Source organism: Streptomyces sp. NPDC008092, from assembly GCF_042957285.1.
GTDB lineage: Bacteria > Actinomycetota > Actinomycetes > Streptomycetales > Streptomycetaceae > Streptomyces.
Map to the genome: position 1 here is coordinate 157,956 of NZ_JBIBHY010000010.1, position 13,454 is coordinate 171,409.

At 68.9% G+C, this 13,454-nt stretch carries 12 protein-coding genes; 6 read left to right on the top strand and 6 right to left on the bottom strand.

The features are described 5' to 3' along the window. Positions 1-229: 229 nt before the first annotated feature. The 6 genes from rsmG to rpmH form a co-directional block, all read right to left on the bottom strand. A complete protein-coding gene (gene rsmG, locus ACFZB3_RS30615) occupies positions 230-946 on the bottom strand; it encodes a 16S rRNA (guanine(527)-N(7))-methyltransferase RsmG (protein ID WP_351956821.1) in 717 nt (238 codons plus the stop codon). 117 nt (positions 947-1,063) lie between these two features. After that, positions 1,064-1,576: a R3H domain-containing nucleic acid-binding protein gene (locus tag ACFZB3_RS30620; RefSeq protein ID WP_391380941.1), complete on the bottom strand. Its 513-nt coding sequence runs from the start codon at positions 1,574-1,576 to the stop codon at positions 1,064-1,066. A gap of 15 nt (positions 1,577-1,591) precedes the next feature. Further along, positions 1,592-2,911, bottom strand: coding sequence for a membrane protein insertase YidC (yidC, locus tag ACFZB3_RS30625; RefSeq protein WP_391380943.1), 1,320 nt, complete (start codon positions 2,909-2,911; stop codon positions 1,592-1,594). A gap of 3 nt (positions 2,912-2,914) precedes the next feature. Beyond that, a complete protein-coding gene (gene yidD / locus ACFZB3_RS30630; RefSeq protein ID WP_093500828.1) occupies positions 2,915-3,280 on the bottom strand; it encodes a membrane protein insertion efficiency factor YidD in 366 nt (121 codons plus the stop codon). Continuing rightward, entirely contained in the window at positions 3,277-3,648 is a 372-nt protein-coding gene (rnpA, locus tag ACFZB3_RS30635; protein WP_365710404.1) for a ribonuclease P protein component, read from the bottom strand. The genes yidD and rnpA overlap by 4 nt, the downstream gene beginning before the upstream one ends. Positions 3,649-3,669: 21 nt before the next feature. Beyond that, a complete protein-coding gene (gene rpmH, locus ACFZB3_RS30640; protein WP_015659252.1) occupies positions 3,670-3,807 on the bottom strand; it encodes a 50S ribosomal protein L34 in 138 nt (45 codons plus the stop codon). A 374-nt stretch (positions 3,808-4,181) separates the two neighbouring features. On the opposite strand from rpmH, the gene dnaA reads away from it, so the two are divergent. The 6 genes from dnaA to gyrB all read left to right on the top strand — a co-directional run bounded on the left by dnaA (position 4,182) and on the right by gyrB (position 13,449). Next, positions 4,182-6,137 carry a chromosomal replication initiator protein DnaA gene (gene dnaA / locus ACFZB3_RS30645; RefSeq protein ID WP_391380947.1) on the top strand — a complete coding sequence of 652 codons (1,956 nt, stop codon included), beginning with the start codon at positions 4,182-4,184 and terminating at the stop codon, positions 6,135-6,137. Positions 6,138-7,142: 1,005 nt separating this feature from the next. Then, positions 7,143-8,273 carry a DNA polymerase III subunit beta gene (gene dnaN / locus ACFZB3_RS30650; protein WP_355712474.1) on the top strand — a complete coding sequence of 377 codons (1,131 nt, stop codon included), beginning with the start codon at positions 7,143-7,145 and terminating at the stop codon, positions 8,271-8,273. Positions 8,274-8,451: 178 nt separating this feature from the next. Beyond that, entirely contained in the window at positions 8,452-9,327 is an 876-nt protein-coding gene (gnd, locus tag ACFZB3_RS30655) for a phosphogluconate dehydrogenase (NAD(+)-dependent, decarboxylating) (RefSeq protein ID WP_391380950.1), read from the top strand. 29 nt (positions 9,328-9,356) lie between these two features. Further along, the gene (gene recF, locus ACFZB3_RS30660; RefSeq protein ID WP_391380952.1) at positions 9,357-10,478 is read left to right on the top strand and encodes a DNA replication/repair protein RecF; all 1,122 of its coding nucleotides are present in this window, start codon (positions 9,357-9,359) and stop codon (positions 10,476-10,478) included. Continuing rightward, positions 10,475-11,005 carry a DciA family protein gene (locus tag ACFZB3_RS30665; RefSeq protein WP_391380954.1) on the top strand — a complete coding sequence of 177 codons (531 nt, stop codon included), beginning with the start codon at positions 10,475-10,477 and terminating at the stop codon, positions 11,003-11,005. The genes recF and ACFZB3_RS30665 overlap by 4 nt, the downstream gene beginning before the upstream one ends. A 374-nt stretch (positions 11,006-11,379) precedes the next feature. Next, positions 11,380-13,449, top strand: coding sequence for a DNA topoisomerase (ATP-hydrolyzing) subunit B (gene gyrB, locus ACFZB3_RS30670; protein WP_391380957.1), 2,070 nt, complete (start codon positions 11,380-11,382; stop codon positions 13,447-13,449). Positions 13,450-13,454 lie beyond the last annotated feature (5 nt).

The window sequence follows — 13,454 nt, forward strand, 5'->3', positions numbered from 1 at the left end:
GCCCCGCAGGAAGGACGGAGTGTCACCAGAGGCCCCCTCTCTCAGGGATCCGAGGGGCTTTCGGTCGCGCGGTTCGGCCGCGGCGCGGCCCCGGCCGATGATGCCGTGTAGCAGTGAGCGACGTTTCACGTGAAACACGATGCACAGCGAGCAGTACCGAAAAGCCGCGACACTCCGTCATGCGTAGGTTTGGCAGCTTGTGTGGAGTACGTCTGGTCGTCAGGACGGATCAGCGGCGCCTACGTGCCCTCCCCGTGCGAGCCGCCTTAGCCCGCTTGGCCGCGAAGCGCACACCACCCGGGCTCTCCCCGACCTCCACACGCACCACGGTCGACAGCGGATCCACCACGCCCTCACCCACATGCAGGATCGACGTGGACACCGCACCGAGCTTGGTCAGCGCGGTGGCCGCGGCCTTCAGCTCCTCCTCCGCCGTGTCCCCCTTGAGGGCGAGCATCTCGCCGTAGGGACGCAGCAGCGGGACGCCCCAGGTGGCCAGCCGGTCCAGCGGGGCCACCGCACGGGCCGTCACCACATGGACCGGAGGCAGCTTGCCCATGACCTCCTCGGCGCGGCCACGCACCACGGTCACGTGGTCCAGGCCCAGCAGCTCGACGACCTCGGTCAGGAAGTTGGTGCGCCGAAGCAGCGGCTCCAGCAGGGTGATGTTGAGGTCCTCCCGGACCAGCGCCAGCGGAATGCCCGGCAGACCGGCTCCGGAACCCACATCGCAGACCGTCACCCCCTCGGGCACGGCCTCAGAGAGCACCGCGCAGTTCAGCAGGTGCCGCTCCCACAGGCGGGGCACTTCCCGTGGGCCGATCAGACCACGCTGCACGCCTGCCTCGGCGAGCAGCTCCGCGTAGCGGACCGCATCGGCGAAGCGCTCGCCGAACACTTCCCGCGCCTGTTCGGGCGCCGGGGGGAGCTCCGCAGCCTCCGTCACGGGGACCGTCCTTCCGTACCGCGCCGGCGCTCCGCGCACCGGCCACCAGAACTACCAGGCTGACAAAGATCGGCCCCGCCTGCTCAACAGACGGGGCCGGTACAACAGGGGAACCGCTCAGGCAGGCAGCACGACGACGAAGCGCTGCGGCTCCTCGCCCTCCGACTCGCTGCGCAGACCGGCGGTCTTGACCGCGTCGTGCACGACCTTGCGCTCGAACGGGGTCATCGGCTTGAGCTTCACGGGCTCGCCGGTGTTTTTTACCTCGGCGGCGGCCTTGGCGCCGAGCTCGGAGAGCTCGGCGCGCTTCTTGGCGCGGTAGCCCGCGATGTCGAGCATCAGCCGGCTGCGGTCACCGGTCTCCCGGTGCACGGCCAGGCGGGTCAGCTCCTGGAGCGCCTCCAGCACCTCGCCGTCGCGGCCGACCAGCTTCTGCAGGTCGCGGCCGCCCGAGTCGCTGATGATCGACACGGACGCGCGGTCTGCCTCGACATCCATGTCGATGTCGCCGTCGAGGTCGGCGATGTCCAGCAGACCTTCGAGATAGTCCGCCGCGATCTCGCCCTCCTGCTCCAGGCGGGTCAGGGTGTCTGCACCCTCGGCAGCGGCGGAGGTGGTGCCTTCCGTCACGGGATGGGCTCCTTCTTACTTCTTGGACGGGGACTTGGGGCGCTGCGGACCGCCCTTGCGCTGCCCGGACTGGGCCCTGCTGCGGCCGTTGGAGCCGCCCTTCGGGGCCTGCTGGGCGGCCGGCTTGGCGTCCTGCGGCTCGTCGGACTTCTCCAGCGAGGTCGTCTTCTCCTCCGAAGCCGACGAGTCCGCAGAAGCCGACGAGTCCGAGGAAACCGACGTGGAGTCGCCGGCCGCCTTCGTTGCGCCGGACTGCCGCTGGGCCTTGCTCTGCCGCTTGGGCTGCTGCCGCTTGGCGGCACCGGTGACCGTGACGCCGTCCTCGGTCTGTGCGACGGCCTGGGCCTCGCCCTTCACCACCGTGCCGTCGGCCTGGGCCATGAGGCCGGCCTTGGTCAGCGCGTTGATGAACGAGCGCTCGAACTCGTTGCGGTCCCGGCCCTTGGCGACGATCGCCTTGACGATGGTCTTCTCGCTGCGCCGACGGGTCTTGCCGTGGTGCGTGACGTGCTTGGTGAGGCGCTCCAGGTAGGCGGCCTGAGCCTTGGAACCCGGGGTCGGGTTGTTGCGGATGACGTACATCTGCTGGCCCATGGTCCACACGTTGGTGGTCAGCCAGTAGACGAGGACACCGACCGGGAAGTTGATGCCGAAGACGGCGAACATGACCGGGAAGACGTACATCAGCATCTTCTGCTGCTGCATGAACGGCGTCTTCACCGTGGTGTCGACGTTCTTCGTCATCAGCTGGCGCTGCGTGTAGAACTGCGACGCCGACATCAGGACGATCATGACCGCGGTGACGACCCGGACGTCCGTGAGGGAGGCGCCGAGCGCCTCCACCTTCGAGGAGCCGTCCGTGAACTTCGCGGCGAGCGGTGCCCCGAAGATGTGGGCCTTACGGGCGCTGGCGAGCAGCGACTCGTTGATGACACCGATCGTCGAGCCCGTCGCGATGCCGTTGAGCACGTGGTACAGGGCGAAGAAGAACGGGGACTGCGCCAGGATGGGAAGGCACGAGGAGAGCGGGTTGGTACCCGACTCCTTGTACAGCTTCATCATCTCTTCGGACTGGCGCTGCTTGTCGTTCTTGTAGCGCTCCTGGATCTTCTTCATCTCGGGCTGCAGCGTCTGCATGGCCCGGGTCGCCTTGATCTGCTTCACGAAGAGCGGGATCAGGCAGATGCGGATCAGGATCACCAGGGACACGATGGACAAGCCCCAGGCCCAGCCCGTGTCGGGACCGAAGATCTTCCCGTACACCGAGTGGAACTGGACGATGACCCATGAGACGGGTGTCGTGATGAAGCTGAAGAGGCTGGCAATCGTGTCCACTAATCATGCTCCTTGGGCATGGGACGAAGTCTCTGCGGCCGGGCTCGAAGGAAGCTCGGAGGGAGGCTTCTCCTCGGTGGCCGGTTCGGCGGCGGAGGGCCCGCCCCTGCGTGCACGCCAGGCGTCACGCAGCATTTCGTGCCACCGCGGGCGCTTGCGCGGCGGAACATGGTCCACACCACCGAGCGACCACGGATTGCACCGCAGGATGCGCCAGGCCGTGAGTGCCGTGCCCTTGATCGCACCGTGCCGGTCGATGGCCGTGTAGCCGTAGTGGGAGCACGACGGGTAGTACTTGCATACCGGGCCCAGCAGCGGACTGATCGTCCACTGGTACAGCTTGATCAGAGCCAGCAGCGGGTACTTCATCGCGCGCCCCCTCCCAGCAGCCGCTCGATGGCGGCATCCAGGTCTCGGGCCAGCTGTGCATGGTCGGCGTCGCCCGCTCCGGGCAGCGCTCGTACGACTACCAGGCTACCGGGGGGGAACAGGGCGACTCGCTCACGCATCAGATGGCGCAGTCTGCGCTTCACTGTGTTGCGCACAACCGCACCACCCACGGCCTTGCTCACGACGAAACCCGCACGCGTCGGGGGAGCGCTCTCCCCAGGCGCGTGCGGGTCCGTGGCACCGCTTCGAAGGTGGACGACGAGGGACGGGCGGCCTGCCCGGCGCCCTCGCCGTACCGCGGTCGCGAAGTCCTCGCGCCGCCTCAGCCGGTTCTCGGTGGGCAGCACGACGTCATGACCTGATCGGGATCAGGCGGACAGGCTGGCGCGACCCTTGGCACGACGGTTCGCGAGAATCGCGCGGCCGGCACGGGTGCGCATCCGCAGGCGGAAGCCGTGGGTCTTCGCGCGACGACGGTTGTTCGGCTGGAAGGTGCGCTTGCTCACTCGGGGGCTCCAGAGATCAAATCGGGTGTGGCGGGTGCCGTCCTGGCTGTCACCGTGCGCCCACGAGTAGCTCGCATCACGCCCGAGTGCACCGCTTCCCGATCACCTTCAGCGATCTGTGCCCATCGGAGGCAGGCGGCAGCAGCCATCGACAACTCGACCTGGTTACGGTACGCGGGGCTACGCCATTCGGTCAAACCAGCAGTGACGGAGAGACACTATCCACAGGCTGGGGACAACAACTTGAACCGCACCCGCCACGCTGACTACCGTGGCTGAACTCCGATTCGTTCCTTTATCCCCGCCCGACCCGATATTCATCCCGACCCGTCCTCGAACCACACGTTCGTGGGACCTGTGAGAGAGCGTGCCCTGTGGCTGACGTACCTGCCGATCTTGCCGCAGTGTGGCCACGAGTACTGGAGCAGCTCCTCGGTGAGGGCCGCGGTCAGGGTGTGGAGGCGAAGGACGAACACTGGATCAGGCGCTGCCAGCCGCTCGCGCTGGTCGCGGACACCGCCCTTCTGGCCGTACCGAACGAATTCGCGAAGAACGTACTGGAGGGCCGTCTCGCCCCCATCGTCAGCGAGACCCTGAGCCGCGAGTGCGGGCGCCCGATCCGGATCGCGATCACCGTGGACGAGTCCGCGGGCGAGCCCCCGGCCCCGCCGGCGCCCCCCGTGCAGAAGCAGCGTTACGACGAGCCCGAGCCGGCGTCGCCGCAGTACGACGGTGGCTACGGCCGGCACCGCGCCGAGCAGCTGCCGGACCAGAGCGGCCGCGACCAGCTGCCCATCGCGCGCCCCGCCTACCCCTCCGAGTACCAGCGCCCCGAGCCCGGCGCCTGGCCGCGCCCCGGCCAGGACGAGTACAGCTGGCAGCAGCCGCGGCTGGGCTTCCCCGAGCGCGACCCCTACGCCTCGCCGTCCCAGGACGCCTACCGCTCGGACGGCTACGGCGGCCAGGACCCGTACTCCCAGGAGTACCGCCCGCAGCAGCCGATGGACCGGCCGCCGTACGAGCAGCAGCGCGCGGAGTACGAACCGCCGCGCCCCGACTACGACCGGCCCGACTACGACCGCTCCGACTACGAGCGGCCCACCCATGACCGGTCCGGACATGACCGGCCCGACTACGACCGGGACTCCGGGCGCCGTGAGCTGCCCGAGCCCCCGGGCGGGCCGGGCCAGGCGCACCGGGGCGGTCCCGGACGGCCGGACCTGCCGAGCATGCCGAACGCCGGCGGCCCCGGGTCGCTGGGCGCGAAGCCCGCGCCGGCCGGCGGCCCCGGTGAGCCGACCGCCCGCCTGAACCCGAAGTACCTCTTCGACACGTTCGTCATCGGCGCGTCCAACCGCTTCGCGCACGCGGCCGCGGTCGCCGTCGCCGAGGCGCCCGCCAAGGCCTACAACCCCCTCTTCATCTACGGGGAGTCGGGACTCGGCAAGACGCACCTGCTGCACGCGATCGGGCACTACGCGCGGAGCCTCTACCCGGGCACGCGCGTGCGGTACGTGAGCTCGGAGGAGTTCACCAACGAGTTCATCAACTCCATCCGCGACGGCAAGGGCGACAGTTTCCGCAAGCGCTACCGCGAGATGGACATCCTGCTCGTCGACGACATCCAGTTCCTCGCGGACAAGGAGTCGACGCAGGAGGAGTTCTTCCACACGTTCAACACGCTCCACAACGCGAACAAGCAGATCGTGCTCTCCAGCGACCGGCCGCCCAAGCAGCTGGTCACGCTGGAGGACCGGCTGCGGAACCGGTTCGAGTGGGGTCTGATCACCGACGTCCAGCCGCCGGAACTGGAGACGCGGATCGCGATCCTCCGCAAGAAGGCGGTGCAGGAGCAGCTGAACGCGCCGCCGGAGGTCCTGGAGTTCATCGCCTCCCGCATCTCGCGCAACATCCGTGAGCTGGAGGGCGCGCTGATCCGGGTGACGGCGTTCGCGTCGCTCAACCGGCAGCCGGTCGATCTCGGGCTGACCGAGATCGTGCTGAAGGATCTGATCCCCGGGGGGCAGGACTCCACGCCGGAGATCAGCGCGACGGCGATCATGGCGGCGACCGCGGACTACTTCGGGCTCACCGTCGAGGACCTGTGCGGGAGTTCACGCGGCCGGCAGCTGGTCACGGCGCGGCAGATCGCCATGTACCTGTGCCGGGAGCTGACGGACCTGTCGCTGCCGAAGATCGGGGCGCAGTTCGGGAACCGGGACCACACGACCGTGATGCACGCCGACCGGAAGATCCGGGCGCTGATGGCGGAGCGGCGGTCGATCTACAACCAGGTGACGGAGCTGACCAACCGCATCAAGAACGGGTAGCGGCGGGGGTTCGGCCGGCGGTTCCACGGCGTTCAGGGCGCCCCTGGGAGAGATCCCGGGGGCGCCTTCTGGCATCCAGGGTCGGTTCGGGGAGTGGTCCGGTGCGGGCCCGGTGGGGGCTGATCGCGAAGTTCCTCCCCCGGCCTTCGGCCGGGGGACCCCCAGCGCCCCTGACGGGGCGCGTTCCCTGGACGGGGCTGCGAGCAAACGCCCCCCGCTGTTCGATTACCTGCCTGGTTACGGGCGTCCTCCACAGATTTGCCGACTTTCTTGCGTCCACACCCTGGGGACTGTGAAGTTGTCCCGAACTTCGTCCACAGGCTGGGGGTTGAAACGGCATCAGGGCAGCTCAGGTGGCTGTGGAATCGTGGACGACGGATCTCCACAGACTGTGGACGACGAAGGGATCCACAGACTGTGGATGAAGTTGTCCACCGGTAGCCCACAGGCTGAGGGGCAGTTGTCCCCAGCGATCCCCAGCTTCTCCACACGGCTGTCCACTGTTCGGCAACATGGCGCGCCCGCTCACCGTGTCGAGTGAAAGGCGTCACACAAAGGTGCCGGGTTGGGCTGTGGGAAAGGTGGGTAAAGCTGGGGACGGTGTTGGGGAGAACTCCCCTCGGGCTGTGCACGGCGTGTGCAGAACTTTCTGTTCTCCACAGCGACGGCCAGTTGTCCACCGGTGTCACCCACAGGGGCAGTGGACAAAATCTCCGCCCTGAGCTGGGCAAACGAGGTTATCCACGGTATCCACAGCCCCTACTACTACTGACAACTAGAGAGAGCTGGGAATCCGTTTCGAAGAGGGCCCTGTGCACAACTCGCTCTCCGGCCCCTGACCGCGCCTCGTCACGACTTGACCCCGAGAGGCACCAGCTGTCAGTGCGGTGCGTCAGACTGGTCCCCGGTGTTCTTCCCCTCCCCGGGGCCGACGACACCGAGACAGACGACGAAGAAGACGCAGCAGGGCGAGAAGCCCCGGCAACAGCAGGAGGCGGGCTTACGGTGAAGATCCGGGTGGAACGCGACGTACTCGCGGAGGCAGTGGCCTGGGCGGCACGCAGCCTCCCGGCCCGTCCGCCGGCGCCGGTCCTCGCCGGCCTGCTCCTGAAGGCCGAGGACGGCCAGCTGAGCCTGTCCAGCTTCGACTACGAGGTCTCCGCGCGGGTCAGCGTCGAGACCGAGGTCGAGGAGGAGGGCACGGTCCTGGTCTCCGGCCGGCTGCTCGCCGACATCTGCCGGGCGCTCCCCAACCGGCCGGTGGAGATTTCCACAGACGGTGTACGGGCCACGGTGGTCTGTGGATCGTCCCGGTTCACGCTGCACACCCTGCCGGTGGAGGAGTACCCGTCCCTGCCGCAGATGCCGAACGCGACCGGCACGGTCCCCGGCGAGGTCTTCGCCTCCGCCGTCTCCCAGGTGGCCATCGCCGCCGGGCGTGACGACACGCTGCCGGTGCTCACCGGCGTGCGGATCGAGATCGAGGGCGACACGGTCACCCTGGCCTCCACCGACCGCTACCGCTTCGCGGTCCGCGAGTTCCTGTGGAAGCCGGAGAACCCGGAGGCCTCCGCGGTAGCCCTGGTGCCCGCCAAGACGCTCCTGGACACCGCCAAGGCCCTCACGAGCGGCGACAGCGTCATCCTGGCGCTCTCCGGCTCCGGCGCGGGCGAGGGGCTCATCGGTTTCGAGGGCGCGGGCCGTCGTACCACCACGCGGCTGCTCGAAGGCGACCTGCCGAAGTACCGGTCGCTGTTCCCGACCGAGTTCAACTCCGTGGCCGTGATCGAGACCGCCCCCTTCGTGGAGGCCGTCAAGCGTGTCGCCCTGGTCGCCGAGCGGAACACCCCGGTGCGGCTCAGCTTCGAGCAGGGCGTGCTGATCCTGGAGGCCGGTTCCAGCGACGACGCACAGGCTGTGGAGCGGGTCGACGCGCAGCTGGAGGGCGACGACGTCTCCATCGCCTTCAACCCGACCTTCCTGCTCGACGGACTGAGCGCGATCGACTCGCCGGTGGCCCAGCTGTCGTTCACGACGTCCACGAAGCCGGCGCTACTGAGCGGAAAGCCGGCGCTGGACGCGGAGTCGGACGAGGCCTACAAGTACCTGATCATGCCGGTGCGCCTCAGCGGCTGAGTTGTCCACAGCTGTGCACGGTGCCGGTGCTCCCCCTGTGGGTACCCGGCACCCTCGCGGGGTGGGTTTCCCCAGGTGAGCGCCTATGCCCACAACTGTGCGCAAAGGGCCGGGATTAGGCTCGGACGTGGGTACGAACGTGCCTCTCCTGCCACACCGCAACCTAAGGAACCAACTGATGGAGCTCGGTCTCGTCGGCCTCGGCAAGATGGGCGGCAACATGCGCGAGCGGATCCGCCGCGCGGGCCACACCGTCGTCGGATACGACCGCAACCCGGACCTCGCCGATGTCCACAGCCTGGAAGAGCTTGTGGGCAAGCTCAGCGGGCCCCGTGTGGTGTGGGTGATGGTGCCGGCCGGCGCGCCGACCCAGTCCACGATCGACGAGCTGGCCGAGCTCCTGGAGCCCGGTGACGTGGTCGTCGACGGCGGCAACTCCCGCTGGACGGACGACGAGAGGCACGCCGAGGAGCTGGCCGCCAAGGGCATCGGTTTCGTCGACTGCGGGGTCTCCGGCGGCGTCTGGGGCCTGGAGAACGGCTACGCCCTGATGTACGGCGGCGACGCCGAGCACGTCGAGAAGGCCCGGCCGGTGTTCGACGCGCTCAAGCCCGAGGGCGACTTCGGTTCGGTGCACGCCGGCAAGGTCGGCGCGGGCCACTTCGCGAAGATGGTCCACAACGGCATCGAGTACGCGATGATGCAGGCCTACGCCGAGGGCTGGGAGCTGCTGGAGAAGGTCGACTCCGTCACGGACGTGCGCGAGGTCTTCCGCTCCTGGCAGGAAGGGACGGTCATCCGTTCCTGGCTGCTCGACCTCGCGGTGAACGCCCTCGACGGGGACGAGCACCTGGACAAGCTGAAGGGTTATGCACAGGACTCCGGCGAGGGCCGGTGGACTGTGGAAGCCGCCATAGACAACGCGGTGCCGCTGCCCGCGATCACCGCCTCGCTGTTCGCGCGGTTCGCCTCCCGGCAGGACGACTCGCCGCAGATGAAGATGATCGCCGCGCTGCGCAACCAGTTCGGCGGCCATGCCGTAGAGACGAAGTAGCAGGTCACGGGGAGGTCGGCGAAACACCTATGCACGTCACGCATCTGTCGCTGGCCGACTTCCGCTCCTACGTCCGGGTCGAGGTCCCGCTCGACCCAGGCGTCACCGCCTTCGTCGGCCCCAACGGCCAGGGCAAGACCAACCTCGTCGAGGCCGTCGGCTATCTGGCCACCCTCGGCAGCCACCGGGTCGCCTCCGACGCTCCCCTGGTCCGCATGGGCGCCGACCGGGCGATCATCCGGGCGCAGGTGCGGCAGGGCGAGCGGCAGCAGCTGGTCGAGCTGGAACTGAACCCCGGCAAGGCCAACCGTGCCCGCATCAACAGGTCCTCGCAGGTCAGGCCGCGTGACCTGCTGGGGATCGTGCGGACCGTGCTGTTCGCGCCCGAGGACCTCGCGCTGGTGAAGGGCGATCCCGGCGAGCGGCGCCGTTTCCTGGACGAGCTGATCACCGCACGGGCGCCGCGGATGGCCGGCGTGCGGTCCGACTACGAGCGGGTGCTGAAGCAGCGGAACACCCTGCTGAAGACCGCGGCCCTGGCCCGGCGGCACGGCGGCCGCTCCATGGACCTGTCCACGCTCGACGTGTGGGACCAGCACCTCGCGCGCGTGGGCGCCGAGCTGCTCGCCCAGCGGCTCGACCTGGTCGCCGCGATCCAGCCCCTCGCGGACAAGGCGTACGAGCAGCTGGCGCCGGGCGGCGGTCCCGTGGCGCTGGAGTACAAGCCGTCGGCGCCCGGCGAGGCGCACACGCGTGAGGATCTGTACGGCCAGCTGATGGCGGCCCTGGCGGACGCCCGCAAGCAGGAGATCGAGCGGGGTGTGACCCTGGTCGGCCCGCACCGCGACGACCTGGTCCTCAAGCTGGGGCAGCTGCCCGCCAAGGGGTACGCCTCGCATGGCGAGTCCTGGTCGTACGCGCTGGCGCTGCGCCTCGCGTCGTACGACCTGCTGCGTGCCGAGGGGAACGAGCCGGTTCTGGTGCTCGACGACGTGTTCGCCGAGCTGGACGCCCGGCGCCGGGAGCGGCTCGCGGAGCTGGTCGCCCCCGGGGAGCAGGTGCTGGTCACCGCCGCCGTGGACGACGACGTACCGCATGTCCTCGCCGGTACGCGGTACGCGGTGGCCGACGGGACGGTGGAGCGGGCATGAGCGCCGAAGGACCCCCCGCACCCAAGGACGAACCCTCCGGCGTCGACCTCGCGCGCGTGGCGCTCAGGGCGGCGAAGGAGGCGGCACGCGCGCGTGGCGACGCGGCGCAGCAGAAGAAGCAGGCGCGGCGCGGTGGCCTGCGCTCCGGCGCGCGCGCCGACGGCCGCGACCCCATGGCGCTGGGTTCCGCGATCAACCGGCTGATCACCGAGCGCGGCTGGGAGACGCCGGCCGCGGTGGGCGGCGTGATGGGCCGCTGGCCGGAGATCGTCGGCGAGGATCTGGCCAAGCACTGCGTGCCGCAGCGGTACGACGAGGACGAGCGGGTGCTGGTCGTCCAGTGCGACTCCACGGCCTGGGCGACCCAGCTGCGCCATCTCGCGCCCGCACTGGTCGCCCGCCTGAACGAGGACCTGGGGCACGGCACCGTGCGCCTGATCAAGGTGCTCAATCCGGGCGGTCCGGCCCGGCGCTACGGCCCGCTGCGCGCCCCCGGGAGCACCGGCCCCGGCGATACCTACGGGTGACTTACGTCACGCCATGAGCCGGGTGCGGAGCCGTCGTACGGCCGCCCCGGCCGGTCTGCGTACCACCCCACGCGGTTGCGAATCGCGACCTGACCCCGGAGTAGCCAAGGGTTGACAGCCGGAAGCGCTGAGTGCCTCCGTGAGCCTCTTGGAGCCCCCATCCACATATCGGGAGTCGGCGGAGGCGGGTTCAGGGCGGCACATGCGGACTCAGGTACCGGCAAACCCCCATCACTGTCGGCGCTACCGGTAGACTGGAAGCCAATCCCGCCCCGAACGTGGGGACCGTCCGGGAAAAGCTGAGCAACGCTGATCAAGGCTTACCAACGCAACATGCCGCAGCCGCTCCGGCAACCCGCCGACGAGCCTGGCTCGTGCTGTGCCAGAAAGGGCGCTTCGTGGCCGATTCCGGCAACCCCAACGAGAACATCCCGTCCACCGACGCCGGCGCGAACGGTGAGGTCACCGCCTCTGCTTCGTACGACGCGAGTGCCATCACCGTGCTCGAAGGGCTGGACGCGGTCCGCAAGCGACCCGGTATGTACATCGGCTCGACCGGTGAGCGCGGCCTGCACCACCTGGTGCAGGAGGTTGTGGACAACTCCGTCGACGAGGCTCTGGCGGGCCACGCGGACACGATCGACGTGACGATCCTGGCCGACGGCGGCGTGCGCGTCGTCGACAACGGCCGTGGCATCCCGGTCGGCATCGTGCCCTCCGAGGGCAAGCCGGCCGTCGAGGTCGTGCTCACCGTGCTGCACGCGGGCGGCAAGTTCGGCGGCGGCGGCTACGCGGTCTCCGGCGGTCTGCACGGCGTCGGCGTCTCGGTCGTGAACGCCCTGTCGACCAAGGTGTCCGTGGAGGTCAAGACCGACGGCCACCGCTGGACGCAGGACTACAAGCTGGGCGTTCCGACGGCTCCGCTGGCCCAGCACGAGGAGACCGGCGAGACCGGTACCTCTGTCACGTTCTGGGCCGACCCGGACATCTTCGAGACCACCGAGTACTCCTTCGAGACGCTGTCGCGGCGCTTCCAGGAGATGGCGTTCCTCAACAAGGGCCTGACGATCCGGCTCACCGACGAGCGCGAGCAGGCGAAGGCGGTGGCCGGGGCCGACGAGGCGGGTGCCGACGAAAAGGCCGAGGACAAGACCGTCACGTACCACTACGAGGGCGGCATCGTCGACTACGTGAAGTACCTCAACTCCCGCAAGGGAGACGTGGTGCACCCCACGATCATCGACCTGGAGGCCGAGGACAAGGACAAGAGCCTGTCCCTCGAGGTCGCCATGCAGTGGAACAGCGGCTACAGCGAGGGTGTGTACTCGTTCGCCAACATCATCCACACGCACGAGGGCGGCACCCACGAGGAGGGTTTCCGCGCGGCGCTCACCTCGCTGATCAACAAGTACGCGCGCGACAAGAAGCTGCTCCGCGAGAAGGACGACAACCTCACCGGTGACGACATCCGCGAGGGTCTGACCGCGATCATCTCGGTCAAGCTGAGCGAGCCGCAGTTCGAGGGCCAGACGAAGACCAAGCTGGGCAACACGGAGGCCAAGACCTTCGTGCAGAAGGCGGTCTACGAGCACCTGAACGACTGGCTGGACCGCAACCCGGTCGAGGCCGCGGACATCATCCGCAAGGGCATCCAGGCGGCCACCGCGCGCGTGGCGGCCCGCAAGGCCCGCGACCTCACCCGCCGCAAGGGCCTCCTGGAGAGCGCCTCGCTGCCGGGCAAGCTCTCCGACTGCCAGTCGAACGACCCCACCAAGTGCGAGATCTTCATCGTCGAGGGTGACTCCGCCGGCGGCTCGGCCAAGTCCGGCCGCAACCCGCAGTACCAGGCGATCCTCCCGATCCGCGGCAAGATCCTCAACGTGGAGAAGGCGCGGATCGACAAGATCCTGCAGAACCAGGAGATCCAGGCGCTGATCTCCGCCTTCGGCACCGGTGTGCACGAGGACTTCGACATCGAGAAGCTCCGCTATCACAAGATCATCCTGATGGCGGACGCCGACGTCGACGGCCAGCACATCTCCACCCTGCTGCTGACCTTCCTGTTCCGCTTCATGCGGCCGCTGGTCGAGGCCGGGCACGTGTACCTCTCCCGCCCGCCGCTCTACAAGATCAAGTGGGGCCGGGACGACACGGAGTACGCGTACTCGGACCGCGAGCGCGACGCGCTCATCGAGATGGGCCGGCAGCGCGGCAAGCGGGTCCGCGAGGACTCGATCCAGCGCTTCAAGGGTCTCGGCGAGATGAACGCCGAGGAACTGCGCATCACCACGATGGACCAGGAGCACCGGGTCCTCGGCCAGGTCACCCTGGACGACGCGGCCCAGGCCGACGACCTGTTCTCGGTCCTGATGGGCGAGGACGTCGAGGCCCGTCGCGCGTTCATCCAGCGCAACGCCAAGGACGTCCGCTTCCTCGACATCTGAGTCGG

Bases quoted from the DNA above. Each gene is read 5' to 3' on its own strand.
- yidD (WP_093500828.1), bottom strand. From the start codon at position 3,280: ATGAAGTACCCGCTGCTGGCTCTGATCAAGCTGTACCAGTGGACGATC.
- gnd (WP_391380950.1), top strand. From the start codon at position 8,452: ATGGAGCTCGGTCTCGTCGGCCTCGGCAAGATGGGCGGCAACATGCGC.
- recF (WP_391380952.1), top strand. From the start codon at position 9,357: ATGCACGTCACGCATCTGTCGCTGGCCGACTTCCGCTCCTACGTCCGG.
- ACFZB3_RS30665 (WP_391380954.1), top strand. From the start codon at position 10,475: ATGAGCGCCGAAGGACCCCCCGCACCCAAGGACGAACCCTCCGGCGTC.